This is a genomic window from Bacillus sp. AK031 (assembly GCF_053903065.1).
Genome location: NZ_CP096424.1, coordinates 3,907,003 through 3,932,381 on the forward strand (window position 1 = coordinate 3,907,003; position 25,379 = coordinate 3,932,381).

General features: G+C 45.0%; 28 protein-coding genes. 6 read left to right on the forward strand and 22 right to left on the reverse strand.

Annotated elements, in window-relative coordinates; genetic code table 11:
* Window positions 1-93: 93 nt before the first annotated feature.
* On the forward strand, window positions 94-672 hold the full coding sequence (locus M1E09_RS19935; RefSeq protein WP_456272566.1) for a biotin transporter BioY: 579 nt from the start codon (window positions 94-96) through the stop codon (window positions 670-672).
* A 168-nt stretch (window positions 673-840) separates the two neighbouring features.
* Window positions 841-996, forward strand: coding sequence for a VOC family protein (locus M1E09_RS19940; protein ID WP_456275041.1), 156 nt, complete (start codon window positions 841-843; stop codon window positions 994-996).
* Between the two features lie 220 nt (window positions 997-1,216).
* On the opposite strand, the gene M1E09_RS19945 is transcribed toward M1E09_RS19940, so the two are convergent.
* The 5 genes from M1E09_RS19945 to gatC form a co-directional block, all read right to left on the reverse strand.
* A complete protein-coding gene (locus tag M1E09_RS19945) occupies window positions 1,217-1,612 on the reverse strand; it encodes a VOC family protein (protein WP_456272567.1) in 396 nt (131 codons plus the stop codon).
* A 48-nt stretch (window positions 1,613-1,660) separates the two neighbouring features.
* On the reverse strand, window positions 1,661-1,987 hold the full coding sequence (locus M1E09_RS19950; protein ID WP_456272568.1) for a hypothetical protein: 327 nt from the start codon (window positions 1,985-1,987) through the stop codon (window positions 1,661-1,663).
* A gap of 236 nt (window positions 1,988-2,223) precedes the next feature.
* On the reverse strand, window positions 2,224-3,654 hold the full coding sequence (gene gatB / locus M1E09_RS19955; protein WP_456272569.1) for an Asp-tRNA(Asn)/Glu-tRNA(Gln) amidotransferase subunit GatB: 1,431 nt from the start codon (window positions 3,652-3,654) through the stop codon (window positions 2,224-2,226).
* A gap of 12 nt (window positions 3,655-3,666) precedes the next feature.
* Window positions 3,667-5,127, reverse strand: coding sequence for an Asp-tRNA(Asn)/Glu-tRNA(Gln) amidotransferase subunit GatA (gene gatA, locus M1E09_RS19960; RefSeq protein ID WP_456272570.1), 1,461 nt, complete (start codon window positions 5,125-5,127; stop codon window positions 3,667-3,669).
* Between the two features lie 12 nt (window positions 5,128-5,139).
* The gene (gene gatC, locus M1E09_RS19965) at window positions 5,140-5,430 is read right to left on the reverse strand and encodes an Asp-tRNA(Asn)/Glu-tRNA(Gln) amidotransferase subunit GatC (RefSeq protein ID WP_456272571.1); all 291 of its coding nucleotides are present in this window, start codon (window positions 5,428-5,430) and stop codon (window positions 5,140-5,142) included.
* Between the two features lie 320 nt (window positions 5,431-5,750).
* Here gatC and M1E09_RS19970 point away from each other — a divergent pair, with 320 nt between their 5' ends.
* Both M1E09_RS19970 and M1E09_RS19975 read left to right on the forward strand, forming a co-directional pair.
* On the forward strand, window positions 5,751-6,107 hold the full coding sequence (locus tag M1E09_RS19970; RefSeq protein WP_456272572.1) for a cupin domain-containing protein: 357 nt from the start codon (window positions 5,751-5,753) through the stop codon (window positions 6,105-6,107).
* A gap of 106 nt (window positions 6,108-6,213) precedes the next feature.
* Complete coding sequence (locus M1E09_RS19975) at window positions 6,214-7,263, forward strand: AbrB family transcriptional regulator (RefSeq protein WP_456272573.1); 1,050 nt, start codon at window positions 6,214-6,216, stop codon at window positions 7,261-7,263.
* 42 nt (window positions 7,264-7,305) lie between these two features.
* Here the strand turns inward: M1E09_RS19975 and M1E09_RS19980 are convergent, their stop codons facing one another.
* The 16 genes from M1E09_RS19980 to M1E09_RS20055 form a co-directional block, all read right to left on the reverse strand.
* The gene (locus tag M1E09_RS19980; protein WP_456272574.1) at window positions 7,306-7,752 is read right to left on the reverse strand and encodes a YueI family protein; all 447 of its coding nucleotides are present in this window, start codon (window positions 7,750-7,752) and stop codon (window positions 7,306-7,308) included.
* A 95-nt stretch (window positions 7,753-7,847) separates the two neighbouring features.
* On the reverse strand, window positions 7,848-8,771 hold the full coding sequence (locus tag M1E09_RS19985) for a GDSL-type esterase/lipase family protein (protein WP_456272575.1): 924 nt from the start codon (window positions 8,769-8,771) through the stop codon (window positions 7,848-7,850).
* 201 nt (window positions 8,772-8,972) lie between these two features.
* Complete coding sequence (locus M1E09_RS19990) at window positions 8,973-9,341, reverse strand: hypothetical protein (protein WP_456272576.1); 369 nt, start codon at window positions 9,339-9,341, stop codon at window positions 8,973-8,975.
* A gap of 131 nt (window positions 9,342-9,472) precedes the next feature.
* Window positions 9,473-9,763 carry a hypothetical protein gene (locus tag M1E09_RS19995; protein WP_456272577.1) on the reverse strand — a complete coding sequence of 97 codons (291 nt, stop codon included), beginning with the start codon at window positions 9,761-9,763 and terminating at the stop codon, window positions 9,473-9,475.
* 152 nt (window positions 9,764-9,915) lie between these two features.
* The gene (locus M1E09_RS20000; RefSeq protein ID WP_456272578.1) at window positions 9,916-10,191 is read right to left on the reverse strand and encodes a hypothetical protein; all 276 of its coding nucleotides are present in this window, start codon (window positions 10,189-10,191) and stop codon (window positions 9,916-9,918) included.
* Between the two features lie 181 nt (window positions 10,192-10,372).
* On the reverse strand, window positions 10,373-11,863 hold the full coding sequence (putP, locus tag M1E09_RS20005) for a sodium/proline symporter PutP (protein WP_456272579.1): 1,491 nt from the start codon (window positions 11,861-11,863) through the stop codon (window positions 10,373-10,375).
* Window positions 11,864-12,381: 518 nt separating this feature from the next.
* On the reverse strand, window positions 12,382-12,723 hold the full coding sequence (locus M1E09_RS20010) for a DUF3231 family protein (protein WP_456272580.1): 342 nt from the start codon (window positions 12,721-12,723) through the stop codon (window positions 12,382-12,384).
* Between the two features lie 30 nt (window positions 12,724-12,753).
* Window positions 12,754-12,954: a hypothetical protein gene (locus tag M1E09_RS20015; protein ID WP_456272581.1), complete on the reverse strand. Its 201-nt coding sequence runs from the start codon at window positions 12,952-12,954 to the stop codon at window positions 12,754-12,756.
* A gap of 57 nt (window positions 12,955-13,011) precedes the next feature.
* Complete coding sequence (locus M1E09_RS20020) at window positions 13,012-13,380, reverse strand: DUF3231 family protein (RefSeq protein ID WP_456272582.1); 369 nt, start codon at window positions 13,378-13,380, stop codon at window positions 13,012-13,014.
* Between the two features lie 127 nt (window positions 13,381-13,507).
* Window positions 13,508-14,659 (reverse strand): CamS family sex pheromone protein, encoded by a 1,152-nt coding sequence (locus M1E09_RS20025; RefSeq protein ID WP_456272583.1) that lies wholly within the window; start codon window positions 14,657-14,659, stop codon window positions 13,508-13,510.
* A 15-nt stretch (window positions 14,660-14,674) separates the two neighbouring features.
* Window positions 14,675-16,681 carry an NAD-dependent DNA ligase LigA gene (ligA, locus tag M1E09_RS20030; RefSeq protein WP_456272584.1) on the reverse strand — a complete coding sequence of 669 codons (2,007 nt, stop codon included), beginning with the start codon at window positions 16,679-16,681 and terminating at the stop codon, window positions 14,675-14,677.
* 24 nt (window positions 16,682-16,705) lie between these two features.
* Window positions 16,706-18,931, reverse strand: coding sequence for a DNA helicase PcrA (pcrA, locus tag M1E09_RS20035; protein WP_456272585.1), 2,226 nt, complete (start codon window positions 18,929-18,931; stop codon window positions 16,706-16,708).
* Window positions 18,932-19,098: 167 nt separating this feature from the next.
* Window positions 19,099-19,782 (reverse strand): heptaprenylglyceryl phosphate synthase, encoded by a 684-nt coding sequence (pcrB, locus tag M1E09_RS20040; protein WP_456272586.1) that lies wholly within the window; start codon window positions 19,780-19,782, stop codon window positions 19,099-19,101.
* Window positions 19,783-20,053: 271 nt separating this feature from the next.
* Window positions 20,054-20,359, reverse strand: a complete 306-nt coding sequence (locus M1E09_RS20045; RefSeq protein WP_456272587.1) for a YerC/YecD family TrpR-related protein — start codon at window positions 20,357-20,359, stop codon at window positions 20,054-20,056.
* A gap of 22 nt (window positions 20,360-20,381) precedes the next feature.
* Window positions 20,382-21,428, reverse strand: a complete 1,047-nt coding sequence (locus tag M1E09_RS20050; protein WP_456275042.1) for a DUF3048 domain-containing protein — start codon at window positions 21,426-21,428, stop codon at window positions 20,382-20,384.
* Between the two features lie 47 nt (window positions 21,429-21,475).
* Window positions 21,476-23,215, reverse strand: a complete 1,740-nt coding sequence (locus M1E09_RS20055; RefSeq protein WP_456272588.1) for an adenine deaminase C-terminal domain-containing protein — start codon at window positions 23,213-23,215, stop codon at window positions 21,476-21,478.
* 142 nt (window positions 23,216-23,357) lie between these two features.
* Between M1E09_RS20055 and M1E09_RS20060 the strand changes: the two genes are divergently transcribed.
* Window positions 23,358-23,717: a YgaP family membrane protein gene (locus tag M1E09_RS20060; protein WP_456272589.1), complete on the forward strand. Its 360-nt coding sequence runs from the start codon at window positions 23,358-23,360 to the stop codon at window positions 23,715-23,717.
* A 160-nt stretch (window positions 23,718-23,877) separates the two neighbouring features.
* On the forward strand, window positions 23,878-23,991 hold the full coding sequence (locus M1E09_RS20065; RefSeq protein ID WP_456272590.1) for an EYxxD motif small membrane protein: 114 nt from the start codon (window positions 23,878-23,880) through the stop codon (window positions 23,989-23,991).
* Here M1E09_RS20065 and purD read toward each other — a convergent pair.
* On the reverse strand, window positions 23,942-25,240 hold the full coding sequence (gene purD, locus M1E09_RS20070; protein ID WP_456272591.1) for a phosphoribosylamine--glycine ligase: 1,299 nt from the start codon (window positions 25,238-25,240) through the stop codon (window positions 23,942-23,944). The genes M1E09_RS20065 and purD overlap by 50 nt on opposite strands.
* Between the last annotated feature and the right edge of the window lie 139 nt (window positions 25,241-25,379).

Here is a 25,379-nt window from a genome sequence, read left to right on the forward strand (position 1 = left end):
GTTTTTTTGTTAACCAATTTAAATAAACAGGTTGACACAAAACGGTATTTTACTATATTCTATTTTCAGAAAACAATTAGGGGGATACATACTATGAAACTCAGAACAATCGATATCACCATGGCTGCCATGTTTGCCGCACTAATGGCTATCGGCGCCAACCTGACTTCCATGCTTGTCATCGGCGGAGTGCCGATCACACTGCAAACTTTCTTCTGCGTCCTGGCCGGACTGATCCTCGGCAGCAGGCTTGGAGCCATCTCCATGACGGTCTATGCACTCGTCGGTTTAGTGGGTGCTCCTGTATTCGCAGGATTTACCGGAGGGCCGGGAGTTTTATTAAAACCAACATTCGGATTCATTCTTTCTTATATTCTGGTAGCTTATCTTGTCGGTAAAATCGTGGAAGCTAAATCCGGCAAAAAAACATTCATCATTGCCGCATTAGTCGGTATGGCTGTCAACTATATCTTAGGCACAAACTGGATGTACGCTGCCTACATCTTCTGGGCAGATGCTCCTGAAGGCTTCTCTTACGGAATGGCTTGGGCATGGATGCTTGCTCCGCTGCCTAAGGATATTATTTTATCCGCTTTTGCAGGAGCGGCGGCCCCTCGTTTCATAACGGCCATCAGCAAGAACACCACTACATTGAACAGAAGAGCAGCATAAAACATCAAATCCGGGAATTTATTTTTCCGGGTTTTTTTCAATAAGGAATCCGGGAACCCTTTACCCCTTTAAAGCACTAAGAGGGACTGTCCCTTTTGGCGCTTTAAAGCAGGAAAGCAATCTAAGAAACATAGCGAGGCCAGCGGCGGATCAGGGATTGTCATCGGCCTGAAGACAGATGACGTTCATCAGACGGCAGAAGATCTTAAGCTGCGTGGCGTGGAGCTTCTGATGCCTGAGCCGGCTGACTGTCCTCCCGGGAAATATATCAGCTTCAAAGATCCATTCGGGAACACGATGGAATACCTGCAGTTTATTGAGTAGATTGAAAAATGCTTGGAGAAAGGCTTCCTTTCGTCAAGGCATTTTTCAACAGATAAGAAAGAATAAAAAATACTGGTTTAGAAATTAGGCGGCGGTTCTGAATCCAGCTCCAGTGCCTAGCCCCTCGGGTCATAAGCCGATCCGTCAAGAAGGTTAAAGAACAACCTTCCCGCCAGCTCTTCTTATGCCTGTCGGGGCTGAACAAGGCACTTGCGCTTTTTTATTGTGGAAGAGTCAACTGCCAGGAGACCCCAAACTTGTCTGAGATCCATCCGAATTTTTTGCTGAAACCATAATCACCAAGCGGCATCATAGTTCCTCCTCCATCTGATAATCTTTCGTAAAGACGGTCGATCTCCTCTTCGGTCTCACATGTCACAAACAGGGAGAACGACGGTGTGAAGGTGAAATCATGCTGGATGTTGCTGTCAATGCACATGATCTCCTGTCCCTTCAGCGTAAAGACCGCCTGCTTGACAGTGCCTTCGTCCCCGGGTTCACCTTTTCCATAACGGGTAATGCTCACTATCTCAGAATCCTCTATATGGGATATGTAAAAGTTCATTGCTTCCTCAGCCTTCCCCTCGAACATTAAGAATGGAGTAACTTTTCCCATCTCACACAACTCCTTTTAAATAAAATGTTATCATTATTGCCAAGAATGCTATTTTTCAAGGTGGCGTTCGTATTTAAAATAGGAATACATTCTATAGGCGACTGGAACGAGTGCAATTAACGCCACCCCTTTCATGGGCCCCTCTGCAAAAATCCCCCAAAGGACAGCCAGGATCAATGAAATGATGGCGAAGAGGCTCCCGGCGAACCCGTTAATAGGTTCGTTGCTGACAAACAGTGTCCTCGCGCCTTTAATGTTGCTTCCATAACAGCCCTCATGGTAGGGAACCACTTCAAGCATCATTGTTGCTGTAATCAGATCATCCCTGACTTTAATCTGCCTGGAGCAGAAATCGCAGTATATCTCTTTTGACACTTCATCACCTCTATCTATTGGAGCAAACTTATTATGACCAGCTTATTCTTACCTGCTCTTTGTAAAATTCGATATCAAGAGCTTTGTTCCTGCCTGTATTTTTGTGACATTATTTCTATCGAGGAGCCGACATTCTTCGAGCTATTCCGGGGCGTGCCTGTCAAACCCCGAATTACGCCCAGACACGAAAAAACCCCCGCAGACATCTGCCCGGAGGGGGGTTAATTCACGTATTATCAGCGTTTGTTCATTTCTTCGATCAGCAATTTGTTGACCATTGGCGGGTTGGCCTGGCCTTTGGTCTTTTTCATGATTTGTCCGACGAGGAATCCAAGGGCACGGTCTTTTCCGTTCTTGAAGTCTTCGATGGATTGCGGGTTATCGTCAAGTGTTGCTGTAACGATCTTCAGCAGCTCGCCTTCGTCAGAGATTTGGACAAGTCCTTTTTCTTTGACGATCGTCGCTGGGTCTCCGCCATTTTCAACAAGCTCTTTAAAGACCTTCTTTGCCATCTTGGAAGACAAGGTTCCATCCTGGATCAACTTGATCATTCCGGCAAGCCCTTCCGGTGTCATCGGCAGGTCTTCAAGCTCTTTCTGCTCGGCATTCATGTAAGCAGACACTTCACCCATCAACCAGTTCGATGCCTGTTTGATGTCAGCGCCGGCATCCACTGTTGCCTGGAAGTAATCGGACATTTCTTTAGTCAGTGTAAGAACCATCGCGTCATACGCAGGCAGTCCCATCTCTTCGATATACCGTTTTTTACGAGCATCCGGCAGCTCAGGGATTTCAGCGCGTACACGCTCTTTCCAATCCTCATCGATTTGAAGAAGGACAAGATCCGGCTCAGGGAAATAACGATAATCGTCAGATCCTTCTTTTACACGCATGAGAATCGTCTTGCCTGTCGTTTCATCAAAACGGCGTGTTTCCTGCTCAATGATTCCGCCTGAAAGAAGAACTTTTTCCTGGCGGACGATTTCGTGCTCAAGGCCTTTACGCACGAAGTTAAAGGAGTTCAGGTTTTTCAGCTCGGCTTTTGTACCGAATTTCTCCTGGCCGATTGGACGAAGGGAGATATTCGCATCACAACGAAGTGACCCCTCTTCCATTTTACAGTCTGATACACCAGTGTATTGGATGATTGACTTTAATTTTTCCAGGTAAGCATACGCTTCAGCCGGTGTACGAAGGTCCGGTTCTGATACGATTTCGATCAGCGGTGTGCCTTGGCGGTTATAGTCAACCAATGAATAGCCTTCACCGGAGTGATTCAGCTTCCCTGCATCTTCTTCCAGGTGCAGGCGCGTGATTCCGATGCGTTTTTTATAGCCGTCGACTTCGATTTCAATCCAGCCGTTTTCCCCGATTGGCTGATCAAATTGGGAAATCTGATAGGCTTTCGGGTTATCCGGATAGAAATAGTTTTTACGGTCGAATTTGGTATCTGTCGCAATTTCACAGTTCAATGCCATAGCCGCTTTCATGCCGAAGTCGATGGCACGTTTGTTAACGACAGGAAGAACACCAGGATAGCCTAGGTCGATTACGTTTGTATTCGTATTTGGCTCTGCTCCGAAATGGTTGGGAGCCGGAGAGAACATTTTCGAATCTGTTTTCAGCTCAACATGGACTTCAAGTCCGATAATCGTTTCAAAGTTCATTGATTTCACCCCTTACAGTTGTGGTTTTTGTTTATGGAAGTCAGTAGCCTGCTCATAAGCGTGTGCTACTCGATAGATTGTGCTTTCATCAAAGTGCTTTCCGATGATTTGCAGACCAAGCGGAAGACCTTCTTTTGAGAAGCCGCATGGTACAGAAATTCCCGGTACACCCGCAAGGTTAACAGGGATGGTTAAGATATCATTTGCGTACATCGTTAATGGATCATCGATTTTCTCGCCGATTTTGAACGCCGGAGTCGGTGTTGTCGGTCCGATGATGACATCATAGTTTTCGAATACATCTTCGAAATCTTTTTTGATCAGCGTCCGTGCCTGCTGGCCTTTTTTATAGTAAGCATCATAGTAGCCTGAGCTCAGGGCAAATGTTCCAAGCATGATACGGCGTTTTACTTCATCACCGAAGCCTTCTGCACGAGTCTTCTTATACAGATCCAGAAGATTTTCCGGATTAGGGGTGCGGTAGCCGTAACGGATTCCGTCAAATCGGCTCAGGTTGGATGAAGCTTCAGATGACGCAAGGATGTAATATGTAGCCACTCCAAATTTAGAATGTGGAAGAGATACTTCATCGACTGTCGCGCCCATGCTTTCAAGCAGTTTCAATGCCGCCTTGACCGATTGGCGCGCTTCTTCGCCGACACCTTCAGCCATATATTCTTTCGGCACTGCGATTTTCAGGCCTTTGACATCCCCTGTCAATGCAGACGCATAATTCGGGACTTCAACATTCGCCGATGTCGTATCGTTCGCATCGACACCCGCAATCGCTTGTAAAAGATAGGCGTTGTCTTCTACATTTCTTGTAATCGGTCCGATTTGGTCAAGTGAAGACGCAAACGCCACAAGGCCGAAACGGGACACACGTCCATATGTAGGTTTCAAGCCAACGGTTCCTGTAAAAGCTGCCGGCTGACGGATGGATCCGCCTGTATCTGAACCTAATGAAAACGGAACTTCCCCTGCCGCAACAGATGCTGCCGAGCCGCCTGAAGAACCGCCTGGCACTGTCTCAAGATTCCATGGGTTGCTTGTCTTCTGGAAGCCGGAATTCTCTGTGGAAGAACCCATTGCGAATTCATCCATGTTCAATTTTCCAATTGTAATTGTTTCTGCCTCATGCAGCTTGTTGATGACTGTTGCATCGTAGATCGGATTGAAGTTTTCAAGAATTTTACTTGCACAAGTAGTGCGGAGACCTTTCGTTACAATGTTATCTTTAATTCCGATCGGCATACCGAACAACAAGCCTTTCGCGTCGTCCGTCCCGAGCTTCTTGTCCAGTTCCTTCGCTTTTCCTCGCGCATTTTCTTCATCCAATGTTAAAAAGGCTTTCACTTTGTCTTCAACAGCGCCAATTCTTTTATAAGATTCATCGACAAGGTCGCTTACAGAGACTTCTTTCTTCTGCATCAGTTCGTGAAGCTCTGATAGTTTATGGTCAAATAATGACATCGAATTTCCCTCCTATTCTAAAACAGATGGCACGCGGACTTGTCCATCCTGGTGATCTGGTGCATTCTTCAGTACTTCTTCCTGTGGAAGCCCCTTAACCGGCTTATCTTCACGTACGATATTCTTCATTTCGAGTACGTGGGTTGTCGGGTCAACATTTTCTGTATCGAGCTCATTTAATTGCTCGGCAAAATTGATGATGGCATCCAATTGAGTAGTAAATTTCTGTGCTTCTTCTTCTGTTATCGCAAGACGGGCAAGGTGAGCCACATGCTTTACTTGATCTTCTGAAATTCTTGACATTCTTTTCACCTCCGCATATTTTCGAACACTAGCAATACTATTGATAATATCAAAATTTTAGCAGGAATGGCAACTAAGTACCGCGATTTCGCTGGTTTTTAAAACATTTCACACTCGCGGGTGATGCCCCTCGGCACGTTAACGCGTTAAAGCGCAAAGAGGGACAGTCCCTTTTGCTGTGGTAACGCGTTAAAGGACACTTGGTGCATACCGTCATCTCCTTCTACCATCTTGTTCTTTTTTCTCTAAAAGTATAAGTTTCTTCATTAATATAGAGGAAATCAATTGTCCGTGCCGAAAAGAGTGTCGAGGTGATTTCTATGATAATTTTCACATTTCATCAAAAGGACGGAAAGTCGATTAATATGTTTGACAGCAGAGGGGCAACCATCCATCCCCTGATCAAGACAGAAAAGCCTTTTCAAATTGGTTGTATGTATCTTGGCCAAAACAGCGTGCTTGGCATGCATGAAGCAAAATGCCCGCAGTTGTTTATCGTCACAGATGGAAGCGGCTGGGTCAAAGTCGAGGGCGGCGAAAAAGCTCCTGTTGAAAAAGGGATGGCCGTGTATTGGGAGACGGGTGAAAATCATGAATCAGGTTCTGATACCGGCATGACAGCGATCATTGCTGAAGGAGATGAATTCGATCCTGAACAGTTTCTAAACTCCATATAAGTTAAAATCGTCTGCACCATTCCCAAGCAGACGGTTTTTTGTTGTTTCTCATAATGTGGTAAGCTTGATTTCATTAAATGACAGCTATTATAAGAAGGGATTTTTCATGCTCGTAAAATTTTCATATACCATCATTATCGGGGCTGCAGGCGGTTGGTTGTTCAGCCTGCTCCATATTCCGCTGGCCTGGCTGCTGGGTTCGATGACGGCTGTCTATGCAGCTGAAAAGTGGACACCGGCAGAGTTCTATTGGCCGCCCGCATTCCGGAACATCGGCTTGATCATCGTCGGCTATACCATCGGACAGTCCTTCTCAAGAGATACAGCCATTGAAATCGTCCAACAGCTTCCCTGGATGCTGTTTCTGACACTGACTCTTCTCTTGTTCAGCGGTGTCCTTGCTCTTCTGATTACAAAACTGACCGGCATCAATTTAAAATCAACGATCACCGGCTGCATTCCCGGCGGTTTATCTCAGATGGTCGTACTTGGAGAAGAACTGGATGATATTGATGTGACGATTGTGACGATCATCCAGGTCATCCGGTTGTTATCGGTCATTTTCATCGTTCCGTTCCTTGCCTTCAGCCCGATTTTTCAAGGTGATCAAACCGGAGTGGTTACAAGCTCTGCGGCTGTTGATCTCTACCTGAACTTCCGCCTGTTGATTCTTGCAGCAGCAGCCGCTCTATCCTCTGTGCTGGCTGTAAAATTCAGGCTCCCGACGCCCACTTTGCTCGGCCCCATCCTTGGAATCGGCATCCTGTCGGCATCCGGAATCGGTATTGCCGCCATGCCCGACGCTGCCATCGTCCTTGCGCAAATATTCCTGGGAATTTATTTCAGCAAGATGATGAAATTTCAGAACTCAGGGTCCCTTTCCAAGTTCATTATGCTGACGATTGTGACGTCGGTTCTGCTGGTGGCCTTCACCTTTGGTTTGGGAGCAATCCTGATGGCATCACATCACATCAGTTTTATTACGTCTTTCCTCAGCATGGCTCCAGGGGGCATGGCCGAAATGGCGTTGGTTGGACAAGCCTTGCATGCCGACCTTTCCATCATTACCGGCTATCATTTGTTCAGGATATTATTTATCCTGTTTGCCGTCCCGGTAATATTAAAATGGCTATTCAGGCAGAAGATGTTTAGTTAAATGTATCGACAAAAACCGAGCGGTGCCTTCACCGCCCGGTTTTTATTTGAATATTTTTGAGAAAAACGATTTTTTGCCAGCTGTCGCTTTCTTGACCACCGGCTTCGGTTTAGTTTGAGTACCTTCCGTTATATAGATTTCCTCTTTATCGATTGCATAGCTGTAAGCCAGCACGAAGCCAATGTCCGAATTATGTTCTTTATTCGTGACGATTGTATATTCTATCCCATTTTTATCCGCTGATTTAATGTATTTGGACAGATACGTATAACTCATATTGCCATTAAGATACAGATGGGCACCTTTGTTTTCTTTCAACGCCGCTTCAGCCTGCTTCAGTATGCCGTCTTTTCTTACCTGGCTTTGTGTCATGGCCAATACGATCCGTTCTCTGAGCGTTCCAAGGAACTTGCGGCGTTCATCAGGTTTTGTCTGCTTCTGGCCGTACATTCCCTGCTGCACGTATTCATCGACACTCGGTCTTTCCAAATCTTTCACCTCCGAATTTATCGACACTCCATATTCCCTACACTATATGTCAGCACTCCTTAAAGTGCAAATGATAGACACGTTCGGATACGCAATCACCTATGCGCAGTAACGATTTCTTCTGTCCTTGATATGATTTCCTCACCAATCCTTTTATACCCGTCTTCATTGGGATGGAATTTATCTTCGGCCAGATATAATTCTGTGTCTTTTTCAAACAGCTGCTGAATCGGAATGAAGTTGGCATTCGGATACATTGCCAGTACATCTTCAGCACTTCTGTTCCAGCCGGTGATGATATCATTAAATTCCTTCACTTCTGAAAGTGCTTCGTAAACTGGATTGAAAATGCCGACAAAATATACAGGAACATCGGGATTCAGCAGGCGGATCGTCGACATAACCTTACGGAGCTTGGCTGTGTACTCCTTTTCACCTTCTTTAAAATCCTCAATACTCAAATGGGTGAAATTCTTATTGAAGATGGAAACAATGTCATTGCCGCCAATGGTCATAAATAGAACATCAGCCTGTTCGATATCACTGCTGATTCCGGGATCATCGAGCCTTCTTAATAAATGTACGGTCTCGGAGCCGTACACACTGTGATTGACGAGTACGACATCCTCTTCACTATTCGTTTCATAATATTTTCTCACAGGGTCCAGATATCCTTTATTGAACTCACTTCCTGTACCGGCTGTCAGTGAATCGCCTATCCCTACTATGGCAAAACTGTCCGGTTCTATTTCCGGCTGGGGCGGCAGAGCATAATTTTCATTAGAATCCTTCTGAAATTCACCATCCCAGTATTCAAATGCAACCGTATCAAGGGAACCGGTAACAAGCGCTGTTTCTTCCTTTTCATTTTCGATTATTTTTGATAAAAAGAGAGTCTCTTCAGTGAGGGGTTCTTCCGTTAAAAAAAGGCCAGGGGAGGTGATTGAAAGGGGATATGTGCAGAAAAGCGCAAGTGATGCAATAATGGCAGGCAGTATAAGTAAAAATACCTTCTTCATGCTGATTCCGTCCTTTTCATCATTTTGCCTATGGAAGAGTTTCTAAGACAGTAGCAGTATCGGCATGTCCTAATTGCTTAATACCTATTAAATTTGTTAAAGCTTCGTTACAAAAAATAGACAAGTCAAATTTTTTAGAAATAAGCGCCTGCCGGGTGACAGACGCTACTGAACTCTATGGGAAAAGCTGTACGGGGTAAATTATTCTTCTTCATTCAGCTCTTCTTCTGCTTCATCAATTGCTTCACCGGCTTCCTCTTCTAATTCTTCTTCGGTAGATTCTGCCGCATCTTCAATTTCCTCACCAGCGTCATTCAAGCCTTCTTCAGTAGACTCCGCGGCATCTTCAATTGCTTCACCGGCATCATTCAATTCTTCTTCTGCTGCCTCACCTGCGTCTTGAACATCTTCCTCAAGGTTTTCAGCACCTTCTTCCACGTCGACGCTATTATCTTCCGCTTCCTGTTCCACTTCTTCCAAGTCTGAGGCTTCATTATCATCTTGGGCACAGCCTGCCAAGAAAAGACCGGCTGCCATTGGAACTGCTGCTATTAAATTACTTTTTTTCATATATCCATTACCTCCTTGTCTTTTGTATTTATTTTCCTCATTCCCTTTTGATTACTTCTAAAACATCGCTTATAACAGCAATTTGTTTAGAAATGCCTTGTACTATGCAAGGGCCGTATTCATTCCTTCCATTATTCCTCTTCATCCAGCTCCTCTTCCACTTCTTCTTCTACAGCACCTGCCGCATCTTCAATTTCTTCACCGGCATTATTGGCACCGCCTTCTATTTCCTTCCCTGTTTCTTCAAGCTCTTGTTCTATTTCATCGGCCTCTTCTTCCACTTCATTCAGGCCTTCTTCTGTTTCCTGTTCCACTTCCTGTTCGACTTCTTCAAAGTTATCAGAAGCATCATCCTCTGCACAGCCTGAAAGGATTAGACCGGCTGCCATCGGAAGCGCTGCAAGTAAGGTGCGTTTTTTCAATGTTCTTACCTCCAGTCATTTTTCTTACATATTCAATACCCTGAGCATGTTGATTAAAACATTCCCCTTTCTTATGCCGCCGACGTCAAAGCGCCTGTCATTTGACAGGCGCTTTTGTATCTTGCTTTATATTGAACACAGGTTTAACAGTATTACTCATCCTCTTCTTCAGAAGGTTCTTCATCCATATCAGGTTCCTCTTCATCCGGGCCGGCATTTTCGGCTCCTTCTTCAGATGGTTCTTCATCAAGATCCGGTTCCTCTTCGTCTCCGGCAGCATCGCCGTCTTCTTCTTCAATACCCAAGTCTTCTGCTGCGCCATCTTCCTCAATCATTTCATCATTTTCAGATGCATCGTCCTCTGCACAACCAGCTAATAAAAGCCCTGCTGTCAGTGGAATCGCTGCTAATAAATTACGTTTTTTCATTTTCCATTCCTCCAGTCTTTTTAATATAAATGATTGATACCCAGGAAAAATGGGAATGAAACCTATACACTTTGCAACACTATAAAGCGTACTTTCCTACATCCCAATAAAGTACTGAAATGTTCCATTCAACACAAAAAACCGCCCACCCCTGAGGATGGACGGCATTTCTTATCAGTCATTATTTTGTTATATCGTTAGCTGCTGCTGCATCAAATTCAGCTTTGATTTCTTCACTTGGCTGTGGTCCAACCTTAGAGAAGATAACGACAGCGATTGCAGCAAGGATGAATCCAGGAACCATTTCGTAAAGATCTGTTCCCAGCATAGGCCATACAACAACTGTTACGGCACCAACAATCATACCAGCCAGTGCACCATTGCGTGTCATGCCTTTCCAGAACAGTGCTAATACGATAACCGGTCCAAATGCTGATCCGAATCCAGCCCATGCGTAACTTACAAGGTCTAAGATGCTTGAAGCATTTTCATTAGCAGGATTTCCACCAAATGCAAGGAATACTGCAATCACAGCAATCAGAATAACTCCGAAACGACCAACCCAAACCAATTCTTTATCAGAAGCGTCCTTGCGGATGATCGCTTTGTAGAAATCCTCTGCAAGAGCACTTGAAGAAACAAGAAGCTGGGAGTCAATTGTACTCATGATCGCAGACAGGATCGCCGCTAATAGAATACCTGAAACCCAAGGGTTGAATAGTACATCAGTAAACAAGATGAATACCTTTTCAGAGTTGTTGGCTGCGTCTGTGATAAGGGGTGCATCTGCAAAGTAAGCAATACCCGCAAGACCGACCAATACAGCACCGGCAACAGCAAGAATCATCCAAGTCATACCGATCCAGCGCGCTTTCGGTACATCTTTTGTAGATTTCAAAGCCATAAAACGAGTGATGATATGCGGCTGGCCAAAGTAGCCAAGGCCCCATGCAAGCAACGAGATGACACCGACAGCTGAAGCACCGGCGAATAAGTTAAGTCCGTCAGGGTTAACAGCTGTTACTTGGTCCATTGTGTCTCCCCAGCCGCCCAGTTCAGTAATCGCAACGATCGGCGCTACAATTAAAGCAAGGAACATCAGGATACCCTGGATGAAGTCAGTCCAGCTGACTGCAAGGAATCCGCCAAGGAAAGTGTAAGAGATAATGACAATCGCACCGATTAGAAGTGCTGTATTATAGCTCATGTCAAATGATTCCTGGAATAGAATCGCTCCACCGACAAGGCCTGATGAAGTATAGAAAGTAAAGAAAATCAGGATTACAAGTGCAGAAATTACGCGTAGAATGCGTGATCCGTCTTTAAAACGGTTTTCAAAAAAGTCAGGAACAGTGATTGAATCGTTCGCAACCTCTGTGTAAGAGCGCAGTCTGGAAGCAACAAATTTCCAGTTCAGGTAAGCACCGATGATAAGTCCAATCGCCAGCCATGTAGATCCAAGGCCCGATGCATAGGCCGCACCCGGAAGACCCAATAATAACCAGGAGCTCATATCAGATGCCCCGGCACTAAGCGCGGCAACGCCCGGTCCCAAGCTGCGTCCTCCCAATACGTAATCTGATAAATTGCTTGTTAATCTGTAAGAAATGATACCAATTGCCAACATACCTACTAAATAAACTATAAATGTAACTAAAGTAGCCGTATCCATGTTAGGTTTACATTCTCCTTCCAATTTTTAAATTTTTTCTTATGAAAACTCTTAGGTGAAATGGTGCTGTTAGTCTGACGCTCTTATTTACCCTATGCATCTCACTTGTAAACTTATTCATAAAGATTCCAAAGCGGAAAGGTTATGAATAAGCCCGGTGAGCCCGGATTAACTTTACAACATTAATAATCGTAACATAGATTAACCCCTTTATCATTATGAATTTTCAGAATATAACTACAGGAATGATTAAATATACATATATTTTGTATAAATAATTCTATGAAAGCGCTTTAATGAACATATATATTCAGAATAATTTATAAAATTAAATTCGAAAATTGTTCAAAAATACCTATTGCAAACCGTAAAATCATCAAAATTGATCCTACTTTTTCTACAAAAAAACTACCTACGAAGAGTGGTTTCTCCCTAAATCAGTTAAAGTATTATATTAACAAAATAAAAAGAACCCGCCTCCGGATCCTCTAAATGATACTGAAGCTGCAACCAATTCGTTAATAGCGGATTTTGTCCTGCTGCGGCGGCTGCTCCAGCCAGCTGTTTTTAATTAATATTGATTCAGCTTTCTTGCCAAGCTTAGACGTTTCCGTCAGCATGTTCATATAGTGGGTCTTCAAATCTTTCCTCAAACTTGCTGCCAGTGCCGAAGCATAATCAGAAATGCCTGCAGCCACCAGCACACTGACCTCATACATCATCAGCTTATCTGAAAAAGGCGCATGGGAAGTGCTGTACACCTGTGTTTCCGATCCTTCCGGAGCCGGGAGCTGACTTCCTGTCAAAAATTCAGTCAATGAATTAATCACTTTTCCCGCCATCTGGTTTGCGTTTTCCATGAACTCACACACTTCCTGCAAATCAGCAGTCTACCCAAATCCTTTCATCAAGGTACGGCCTACAAGATTGGCTTCTATATTTCCGAAAATATGAGTAATTTCAATTGCGTTCAATAATCTTTGATCCTTCAGAAAGTCATTTCCACTGAGATACTCCTTACTTTCAAGGAAATCAATTTTCTTTGGCGTTTCAATAAATGGCGGCCTCGTATAGACCCCTTTTGCCAGCATTGCATCGCATATCTCATTAAAAATGCTCGTTCCTTTTGTCAGACAACTCTCGAAGTATTATCTTATGTCTTTGCGAGTCGATACGGTGAACATCAAAATACAGGAAGCCATCATCACTGTCGCTAAATTTTTCAAATACATCATAGCAAAAGTATCTGAAAACAGGCGCGGTGCAGAAATATCGACATCATTTTCCCCGAATCCCATAGGCACCGGAATATTCTCAGATTGTAAAAGGGCCTCACATTCATTTTTTGACTTTTCCAATGCTTCATAGGTATGAGTAAGTATTTCCAATACTTCGCCGTCTTCTGCTTTGGCGCGGAAATACTTCAGTATACACAAAGTATGTGTATGGCTGATATAAGCATCCCATAAGGACGCCATTTCCGATGAAGTAAGATTTACTTTATTAGAATCGCTCAACCTTATCCCTCCGATTCAGGCAAGATAGCTATAATTTCTCCTAAACGGTATCAACTATTCACCATATAATGCTACTTTCTTTCATCATAATAAAAAACCGGCCACGTTTGTGACCGGTCCTTCTTAATTATTCATAGATGTGTACGAATGGTTCGTCCTCTTTGTTAATGACTATAAGAGCTTCAGGCCCGTCTGCCGAAGTAATTTCGATTTCGACATCGATTTTCTTTGGGAACAGTTCAGCAGCCAACTCCGCTGCATACTGGGTATAGCCAATGGTTTCAGCCTTGCCGTTAAACTGGATCGGAATATCGATATCCAGGCTCTCCAGCACTCCGTCTTTGTAAAAGGCGGATCCGACTACTCCAACATAATTCGGAAAGTAGGTTTCCATTTTTTCTTTAAAAGAATTAAAGACCTTCATATCTTCCGGGTGTGCTTCTTCAGCTTGGACGGAAGGAAAGAAGTAATGCTGCTCGTCGACTGATTTCCACTCATTGATGGTGCCGGCCCCGGCTTCCACATTTGTGTAGGCAAAGTAACTCCCAGGTGAGACCGAATCCTTACTGGACTGTTCATAAAGAGCGATGGTGATTGGCACACCATCCAGCTCGGGTTTCTCTCTCAACCTGTTAATGACTTCCTGGGCAATCTGTTTTCCTTGCTGCTGGACTTCTTCGTGACTGATTTTCGTTTCTCTTGTTACTCCGTTGGATTGATCTTGGTAATAGGAAACGGAGTTCATCGCAAGGCCGATGACAACACCCGCTAAATGGATCTTGTCATCTTCGACTTTTTCCAAATAATTATGCTCGATCATATGAGCAAGATAAATAGGTGAATCTTTCCCGTCATTGGGCGTGTTTTCAACAGGATTCAAACCGGTATTTTCCTTCTCGGACAACCCTTTTTCCTCTAATTGCTCACTGGTGAACTTTCTGTTCAACCATGACTGGATCGTCTCTTTGTCTAAAATCTGGCCTTCTTTGAAGAGGTATTGATCTGTTGAAAAACTGTTTTTCGCCATCCTGACCAATCCCGATTCAAATACGTCGATATCGTAGCGGGAATGAAGGTTATTCACGACCATCCCCCGGGTATCCGTAGATTCATATGGCAGCAATTTTTTATAATAGTCATCAGAAATTTGATAATTAGGGATTATCGCCTTTTCTGTTTTGTTTTCATCTTCCTGGACCACTTGATCTTGTTTTTCAAAAGCGGGAGCACAACCGCTCAACAGTAGAGCCGCTGCGGCTGCCGCGAACCACTTCTTCATGTATTTCCTCCACCTTTAACGGTTAAGTTCTCCAAGCAGCTTCTCTTCGTCCCATATTTCAATTCCCAATTCTTGCGCTTTCGACAACTTTGATCCTGCATCTTCTCCTGCAATCAGCAAATCTGTCTTCTTGCTGACCGAACCTGTCACTTTGCCGCCAAGCCCTTCTACTTTTTGTTTGGCTTCGTTTCGGCCGAGCTGTTCCATCTTGCCGGTAAGAACGACGGTTTTTCCTGCAAGATAGGAATCAATATCTTCTGCCTTCACAGGTTTCGGACCTTTATATTCAGTATTGACACCTGCCGATTTCAATTCGCCAATGAGTTCCACTGCTTCTTCCTTGTCAAAATAAGCTACAACGGCATCAGCCATCTTGTCACCGATTTCATTAATGGCTGTCAGCTCCTCCTTGGAAGCCTTCATCAGGTTATCAATATTATCAAACTCCTGAGCCAGAGTCTTAGCTGCCTTCGCACCGACATGGCGGATTCCCAGCCCGAATAAGAGCTTTTCCAGAGAATTCGCTTTGGAAGCTTCTATCGCGCCAAGAAGATTGTCCACCGACTTCTCGCCCATTCTTTCCAGCTGAAGCAGCTGGTCTCTTTGAAGACGATAGATGTCAGCTACATCGACAATCAAACCTTCTTTGAAGAGCTGGCTGATCACCTTTTCCCCAAGTCCGTCGATATTCATGGCGTTCCGGGAGACGAAGTGGATAAGCCCTTCCCTTATCTGGGCCGGACACTTCGGATTGATGCACCGCAGGGCCACTTCTCCTTCCAGCCTTACCAGTTCGCTTCCGCATTCCGGACAATCTTCAGGCATATGGAAATCCTTTTCTTCGCCTGTGCGGCGCTCTTCCAGGACATTGACCACTTCAGGGATGATATCCCCGGCTTTTTTTACAACGACATAGTCACCGATTTTAATATCCTTTTCCCTGATCAGGTCCTCATTATGCAGTGAGGCGCGCTGCACAGTGGTTCCCGCCACTTTCACCGGTTCAAGGATGGCTGTAGGCGTCACGACACCGGTTCTGCCGACACTCAATTCAATATCTTTCAGCAGGGTCACCACTTCTTCTGCAGGGAATTTATAAGCAATCGCCCACCTTGGGCTCTTCGCAGTCGTTCCCAGCTCTTGCTGAAGGTCGAGGGAATCTACCTTAATAACGATGCCATCGATGTCATATGGCAAATCTGGGCGCTTCTCGACCCATCCTTCCACATACTGGATGACTTCTTCTATATCCTTACACTTTTTTCTCTCTCTATTTGTTTTGAAACCCATCTTATCTAAAAGGTCTAAACCAGCACTGTGGGAAACGACTCCGGTTTCACCAACATCTGCGATTGAATACAGAAAAATATCCAGGTTTCTGGATGCGGCTATCCGGGGATCGAGCTGGCGCAGGGACCCGGCCGCCGCATTGCGCGGATTGGCGAATGGTTCTTCCTCGCGCTCTTCCCTTGCCTTGTTCAGGGATTCAAAGGAACGCTTCGGCATGAACGCTTCTCCTCTGACCTCCATGGTCAGCGGCTCGGAAATTCTTAGCGGAATCGATTTGATTGTCTTAAGATTCGCGGTTATGTCTTCACCAATCGTACCGTCTCCCCTTGTAGCACCCTGGCTGAACAGGCCGCCCTCATAACGCAGGGAAACCGCAAGCCCATCAATTTTTAATTCACAGACGTAAGAAAAATCCTCACCTGCTGTTTGGCGGACTTTACGGTCAAAATCTCTCAAGTCCTCTTCATTAAATGCATTGCCGAGACTGAGCATCGGCGTTCTATGTTCCACCTTTTCAAAAGCTTCGAGCGTGTTGCCTCCCACCCGCTGTGTCGGTGAGTCAGCTGTCCTCAGCTCTGGGAACTCAGTCTCAATGGCAATCAATTCATTCATGACCCGGTCATATTCGGCATCCGGCACAGAAGGCTTGTCCAGGACATGATATTCATAATTATATTGATTCAACAGATTATGAAGCTCTGTAACTTTTTGTTCAGCGTTTTTGATATCCACACTAACAGCCCTTTCTGGTGAAAATTATACTTTTTCGACTGGAGCAAATTTAGCCAATAAGCGCTTGATGCCAGTCGGACTTGGGAATGCGATATCCAGTTCCATTCCGTCTCCGCTGCCCTTCACGCTGACAACCGTTCCTGTGCCCCACTTTTTGTGGGCCGCTCTGTCGCCAACCTGCCAGGAGATTCCTTCGCCGCCTGTTGTCGTAGGCACCGGACGTGTAACGGCCTTTCTTCTTGCTTGCGGCTGAGTCCTTGAAGCTGAGGCAGTACCTCCGGCTGAGAATGGGCTTTTCTTTTCAGGTACAAAATTATCGATCAGGTCTTCCGGGATTTCAGTGATGAACCGGGACACCGGGTTCATCTTCGTCTGCCCGAACAGGGTTCTCATTTGTGCATTCGTCAGGAACAATTCTTCTTCTGCACGCGTGATTCCAACATAGGCAAGACGGCGCTCTTCTTCCATCTCTTCCTCTTCCATCAGCGATCTGCTGTGGGGAAAGACCCCTTCTTCAAGCCCCATCAGGAATACGACCGGGAACTCCAGGCCTTTCGCGGCATGCAGGGTCATCAACGTGACTGCATCCTGAGGCTTATCGTCATCATCCAGCTTGTCGATGTCTGCCACTAGAGCAAGATCTGTAAGGAACGCAACCAAAGATTTATCATCATTGGTATCTTCAAAACTCTTCGTAACAGACAGGAACTCGTCAATATTCTCCAGGCGGCTTTGTGCTTCGATCGACTTCTCTGCTTTCAGCATTTCTCTGTAACCGGACTTTTCAAGGATTTCTTCAACCAGCTCTGTTACAGATAAGTACTCCTGCATTTGCGTATAGCCTTTCACAAGCTCCTTGAATTCGATGACAGATTTCGTGATTTTAGCGCTCAAGCCGATAAAGTCTGCTTCTTCAAGTGCCTGGATCATGGAAAGGTCATTCATTTGTGCGTATCTCGCAATCTTATCAAGAGAGGTTGAACCGATCCCTCTTTTTGGAACATTGATGACACGCTGCAAGCTGATATCATCATCAGGATTTGCGACCAGCCTTAGATAGGCAAGGATATCCTTGATTTCTTTTCTGTCGTAGAACTTGGTGCCTCCGACGATATTGTACTCGATATTGGACTTAAGAAGGACTTCCTCCATTACACGTGACATGGCATTCGTCCTGTACAGGATGGCGAATTCAGAGAACTTCCGCTTCCGGTTGTCGGTCATTTCTTTAATTTTACCGGCAACGAATTGGGCTTCTGATTGTTCGCTGTCACCTCTGTAATAGGTGATCTTTTCCCCATCATCATTTTCCGTCCAGAGATTTTTCGGTTTGCGGTTCATGTTCTTCTGAATGACATCATTTGCCGCATTCAGGATTCTTTTCGTTGAACGGTAATTTTGCTCAAGAAGAATCACATTGGCACGCGGATAATCTTTTTCAAAAGACATAATGTTTGCGATATCCGCACCGCGCCAGCGATAGATCGACTGATCGGAATCCCCCACAACACAGAGATTTTGAAAGCGTGACGCAAGCATCTTAACGAGCATGTACTGCGCTTTGTTCGTATCCTGGTACTCATCCACGTGGATGTATTGGAACTTTCTTTGATAATATTCCAGCACTTCCGGCACTCGCTGGAACAGTTGGATCGTCGTCATGATCAAGTCGTCAAAGTCGAGCGCCTGGTTCTTGCGGAGCCTCTTCTGGTACTCCTCATAGACATCGGACGCGACATTATCATAGTAGCTTCCGGCTTCTTTCGAGAACTCTTCCGGTGTCTTCAGTTCATTTTTCGCTGATGAGATCGAACCGAGGATAGACCTTGGATCAAACTTTTTGGGGTCGATGTTTTTGTCTTTGAGGATCGATTTGATGACGGATTGCTGATCCGTTGAGTCCAGGATCGTAAAGTTGCGGTTGAATCCGATCCGGTCGATATCACGTCTCAGGATACGCACACACATCGAGTGGAAGGTGGAAATCCAGATTTCTTCCGCCACTCCACCAAGGATTTTTCCGATCCTGTCCTTCATTTCCCTTGCTGCTTTATTCGTAAAGGTAATTGCAAGAATGTTATATGGGTTGACTCCTTTTTCCACCATCAGGTAGGCGATACGGTGAGTCAATACGCGCGTCTTACCTGAACCGGCACCAGCCATGATCAATAGCGGTCCTTCTGTTGCTTTCACAGCTTCCGCCTGCTCGGGATTCATTCCATTTAATAATCTGTCTGTTAAAAATTGCATTTTCCTATTCCACCACCATAACGAACGTTTGTTCTTATTATATCAGACTTTTATTTGTAAACATAAGTAAACTTTCAATTGATTTATCTAGTGCATCTGCCCATTGACGCGTTAATGCATTAAAAGGGACTGTCCCTCTTAGCGCTTTAACGCGTTAGTGCGCTATATTATTTTACTGCTTCCACCGTTTTTAAAGCAGCTTTCAAGTCATCGTAGAGTATATTCCCGACGACCACTACGTCTGCATGCTCTCCCATTTCTTTGGCCTGTTCAGCCGTTTGGATTCCTCCCCCATAGAAGAAGGTGGAGTTTTCCAGCACACGGGCTGTCTCTTTCACGATCTCTATGTCGCCATACATTCCGCTGTATTCAAGATAGAAAATGGGAAGATGAAACATTTTCTCTGCCATCATGGCGTAGGCAGTTACATCTTCTTTGGTGAGATCTGTTTTTGCTCCCGTGAGCTGTGCCGCTTTGCAGTCTTTGTTTAAAATACAGTAGCCTTCGACAAAGATCTCATCCCAATTCATGATTTCTCCATACTCTTTGACCGCCTGATGATGAAGGCCTTTCAACCACATCGGGTCATCACTGTTCAAGACAGTCGGGATAAAATAAAAATCGAAGCCTGGCGTGAGAGATTCCATATTGCTGACTTCAAGTGCACAAGGCACAGTGTACCTCCTGACTCTCGCCATCAAGTCCAGAACTCCTTCCAGGGTGACACCGTCTGTTCCCCCGATAATCACAGCATCCGTCCCTGACTCGCAGATTTCCTCTAAATCATCATCGCTGATTTCCTTCGCAGGGTCGAGCTTAAATACGTGGCGCCACTCTCTGACATCGTACATCCTTACTCCTCCAATTCTTTCATTTCCATTAAAACATTATACCATTCCTGCTGGTAATAAACGAGGGAGCGGGGAAAGGGATTGCTGGTTACTCTTTCCAATATTAACTATCCGATTTCTTCCTCAGAACCAACACTTTACCCCTTTAAAGCACTAAGAGGGACAGTCCCCTATAGCGCTTTAAAGCATTAAAACAACAAAAAAGGACTGGCAAAGGCGTGTTTCCTTTGTCAGTCCTTCTGTTATGATGCTGTATCACGTTAAGTTCCGGTTAGTCTTCCTGTTTTTCATCTTTGACACGCTCGAGCACCATTTGGTAAGCGTCATTGCCGTAGTTCAGGCAGCGTTTCACACGGGAAATCGTAGCAGTACTTGCGCCTGTTTCCGCTTCGATCTTGTGATACGTTTTGCCTTCTTCCAGCATTCTTGCCACTTCAAGGCGCTGCGCCAGAGATTGAACTTCATTGATTGTCGCAAGGTCATCAAAGAAGCGATAGCATTCATCCATATCTTGCAGAGACAAAATTGCCTTAAACAACTGGTCCAATTCTTTACCTTTGATTTTATTGATTTGCATAATGATTGCTCCTTCTATTCAATTATTGTACTGTAACGAATTCTTCTAAACCAGGGCTGTCAGGTATGATGTTGATCCAGGTTTTTCCCGGGACGAACGGAGTATCCCCAGCCGGCACGATGCGGCCATCCCTGTTCTCCCACTGTACTTCAAGCAGTTTGCCACGCTGCAGCAGGTATGCGTTTCCGCCTGATTCTAAATCGATTTCCCTGCGGCCATCATCATCAATGACCTTATGGGCAGCCTCAATAATGAAGATATTATCAAGAAGGACAGGTTCCTCTGTATCATAGTCTGCCGTTACAACGCCTTGTGATAGTCTTGTATACTTCTCTTTTTCCTGATCATATTCATAGACTGGCGAAAATGTTGGATTATCATAGTAGGAAACTTCAACCGACAAGGCATCTTCACCCGTGACTTCTTCCGATTCCCCATTGAAATCCAGTGCTTCAGGCGCACCCGACATATCCGCACCGACTTTTTCGGCCCCTTTTTCAATGTTCCTGAATGTGATGTATGAATTATGAGGAGCAGAGCGGAAGTCCGCACGTTTGAATAACGAGCCATCATATTCCATGCCGTTGATATTATCAATCGAACCGCTTGTCAGCATCTCTTTCGCTTCAGGGCTGTAGCCATGTGCGACAAAGAAGCTGTCGTAGCCTGTTGCAAGCTTGATAAAGTAGTCACGCGCACTTCTTACCGGACCGATTTTCTCCGGCTGTTCGCTTTGAAAAATAGCGACAAACCTTGTTACATTTCCTTCAGCAAGCACTTCATGGACAATGTCAGCTTTATCCAAACCGGATTGCGGACGTGCTTTGGGATGGTTGTTCACTACCACCGCGACCGCTCTCTGTTCTGGTTCCTCATCCGTGCCGATTCCAGTCAGCGGATAATGAAAAGCAAATTCTGCTTCCTCTTCATTTGTGTCTTTCTGAACGGAATCATTTTCTTCAACATTGTCTTCTGGAGGATTGCTGTTGTTTTCAGTTGCTTCATTATTTGAACTGCATGCTGTCAGCAGTAAAGCGGTCATTGCCGCTATCGCAGTTTTCTTCCACATCAAAAAATTACACCCCTAAACCAAACTTTTTACCTTACTTTAACATTTTAACGCATTATCGTAGGAAAGAGTACCGTTTTCTTCATTACATCATAGATTCCGCGCTGTGTGACCCGTATATAAGGAAGGTGTGTGGACTGCAAAAACAGAAGCGTATATACAGGATCACTGAATGAGTAGCCCCGTTCGAAAAGAAGCTCTTTCATTTTCTTCTCTTCTTCTATCAAGACATCCATCGGCTTATTTGACATGATTCCGCCAACAGTTAGAGGAATTTCGTGAAGGATTTCCTGATTCTCACTGAGAACGATTCCTCCACCGATTTCCTTCATTCTGTTAAAAGCATGCAGCATATCATTTTTATTTTTCCCTATCACAATGATATCGCCTGTATTTGAAAAGGATGATACAAATCCCTTCACGCTTGTTGCGAACCCTTTCAGCATCGTGCTGATCCGCCATTTTCCATTCCTGTCAATCAACATCAGGAAGCTTTCATCATGATTTTCTCCCAGCGTTGTTTCAGAAGCATCGATGCTGACAGAATAAGGTTTGGTGATGACTTCATTGACCATTTCGATTCCGAATGGCATGGAGAATTGCAGGTCGTCATAGGTCATCTCCCACTGAATCTTAAGGGGAGCCATTCCGTATTTTTTCCAATCAGGTGAAGGCACATCAATCGCTTCACCCTCATCGGTTTTAACCCACTCACCCTTAGCCAGTACACGAACGGGCGTCGGATTCTCCTGGCTTTCAAGGAAGTTGATGTTGGCAACCCTGCCTGCAGCAATCATCCCATGGTGATGGGAGATCCGGTAATGTTTTGCCACATTGTAGCTCGCCATATGGTAGGCGTCTATTAATGGAATGCCGTGATCGATTGCCATCTTAATCAGTTCGTCCAGCACGCCTTTATCATAAAAACCCGGTGTCGAGCCGTCTGTCGTAAGCATGATCTCACTGTAGTTATCAATTCCGTATTCATTCATTTCTTTTAAAAGCTTATCCAGGTCAGGCCGTATCGATGAATTTCTGAGCGTGACCGACAGCCCCTGCGTCAGCCTTGCATAAACATCTTTCCCGGTCATTGCCTCATGGTCGCCATCAATCCCCAGCAATGCCAGCTTTGCCAGTGTCTTTTCAGATGCACCAGGAAGATGTCCTTCCATTACTTTGTTCAGCCTCTTCGCTTCCTGCATGAGATGAAGAATCATATCATCTCCATCAAGCAGTTTTGGCCATGACGTCAATTCTCCTCCCTGCAATACATCTTCATGATTGAGCCAGGCTTTGACTTCATTATGAGAAAAGACCGTCTCCTCCCTCTGCATCTCGGTCTGGGAATCAAAACGCGCCCACCAAAACATTGAGAAAGGCAGTTTTTTCAGCTCCGCCAATAAAGAAAACGCTTTCTTTTTGTTCAACAATAAAAAAAGCATAAGGTTATCATTGATGAAAGTCGTCGTTCCGGATTGGGATGCATAATGGGCAAAAGAATGGGGATTATAAAGTTGAAACGGGTGAACGTGAGGTTCGATATAGCCCGGGACCAGGAAATAATGGCTGCAATCTGTCACTTCACACCCATCAAGGTTTTCAGGCAGCTTATCGCCGCAGTAAATAATACGGTCTTCATAAATCCAGATATGGGCAGTTACCCACTTCTTCAGGACTGAGTGAAGGTAAACCGCATTTTTCAGTATTTTTGTCGGCGCCAAGTCGCCATTGATGACATCTATATGTTCACGAAGCTGTTTGTTTTTCCAGCGATAACGTTGTACCAACGATGAACACTCCTCTATGTAGAGACTTCAGTATTTTTCATTTTTTAAAAAAGTATTGATTATTAATGTTATCACAGTTTGGACTTTAACGCATTAAAGGTTAACAGAATTAAATGTTAAATTTTTGTAAGGAGGAGATCACATGAAGGTGACACAGAATATTGGCATTGTGAATGCTTTAATCAGGATTACAGTTGGATTTACCATCCTTGCCTGGTCCACATCCAAGCTCGTTAAACGCCCTTGGAGGGATTCCTATTTGTGGATGGCGCTGATCGGCGGCATGAAAGTCGGCGAAGGGATACTCCGTTTTTGCCCGATTACCGCCATGTTTGAAAAAGATCAGGACTCCGGTCCCGAAGAAGGCAAAAGCATGCTGAACCTGGGTTCTCTCATGAAGAAATATACCGGCAATAATGAGAATAACGACAAGACGGAAGATATCGACAGCGACGAAAAGAAGCAGGACAGCACTCCCGATCTTCCTTATGACCCATCTTGACGCTTTAACGCATCACCGCACGAAGAGGGACTGTCCCTCTTAGCGCATTAACGCGTTACCGCGATAGGGGACTGTCCCCCGCTGCTTTAATGCAATAAAGTAAAACAGGGTGTCCATTGGGCACCCTGTTATTACAAATCTTTTCTATAGGAGTGATACTATGTTCTGGGAATATGTTATGGATATGTCCTATGTGTTCATTTCGTTGATTGGCGGCATCGTCGCTATCTTGTATGTGTTTCTTCGAAAGGGACGGAAGAAGCGCGCCCGATAGCGCGTCGCCCGATATCATTTCGATAAAATAACCCTTCGATATCCAATTTGTCCAATTCACTGTATACTTCTTTGAGTGCCATTCCGATGTCTTCCTGCTTGGAAGCAACCAGCAGGACTCTTCCGCCATTGGAAACCAGCCGGTGATTTTCATCGATGCATGTTCCGGCATGGTATACAAGTGTTCCATCTTTCAATTGCTCAAGTCCATTGACAGGCACAGCCTTTTTATAAGCTTCCGGATATCCTTCTGCGGCGAGGACAACACCTGCTACTCCACGCTCATCCCATTCCAAAGCGACTTCTTTCCCTTCACAGATATTGTAAAGCACTTCACCAAGATCTGTTTGAAGGCGCGGCAGGACCACTTGTGTCTCAGGATCGCCGAAGCGGGCATTGAACTCAATGACCTTAGGGCCCTTGTCGGTTAAAATCAAACCGGCATAAAGCACACCCGTAAATGATCTTCCTTCCGACTCCATTGCTTTGGCAGTCGGCAAAAGAATCGTTTGAACTGCTTCCTCAATCACATGTCCTCCGATATGGGGCACTGGTGAATAAGCACCCATACCGCCTGTATTTGGCCCTGCATCTCCATCAAATGCGCGCTTATGATCCTGGGCTGCAGCCATCGGATGAACATTGCTGCCGTCAACAAATGCCATCAATGAAAATTCTTCGCCTTCTAAAAATTCTTCGATGACAACCTTCGCAGACGCCTCTCCGAATTTCTGGTGAAGGAGCATGTCTTCGAGTGCTTCCAGCGCTTCTTTTTCTGTAAGGGCTACTGCCACTCCTTTTCCTGCTGCGAGGCCATCGGCTTTAATGACGATCGGTGCCCCCATTTTCAGGACATACTCCTTCGCACTTTCATAATCAGAAAACGTTTCATACTGCGCCGTCGGAATTTCATACTTTTTCATAAGTTCCTTGGCAAACGATTTGCTGCCTTCAATGACCGCCGCCTTCTGGTCAGGACCGAACACTCTTAATCCGGCTTTTTTGAATGTGTCAACAATCCCTTCTAATAGAGGAACTTCCGGACCGACAACCGTCATGTCGATCTTGTTCTCTTGGGCAAACTGGATCAACCCGTCAAAGTCTGTTTCCTCGATAGTGACCGTCTGTACAGATTCTGCAATCCCGGCATTGCCAGGAGCACAGTAAACCTTTGCAACACTTGAGCTGTTCAGCAATGCATCACATAATGCATGCTCTCTTCCGCCGCGGCCGATGACAAGAACGTTCATTATGACACCCCTTTTTTTATGTATCGGTGCAGTGGCTGCACCTGTTTTTTTTGTAAAAGCAACGCGCAGTCCGTGTCGAGTTGTGTCGTTTCGCCGATAAACCGGCCATTTCCGCCGATAAATTGCCCGAAACCGCCGA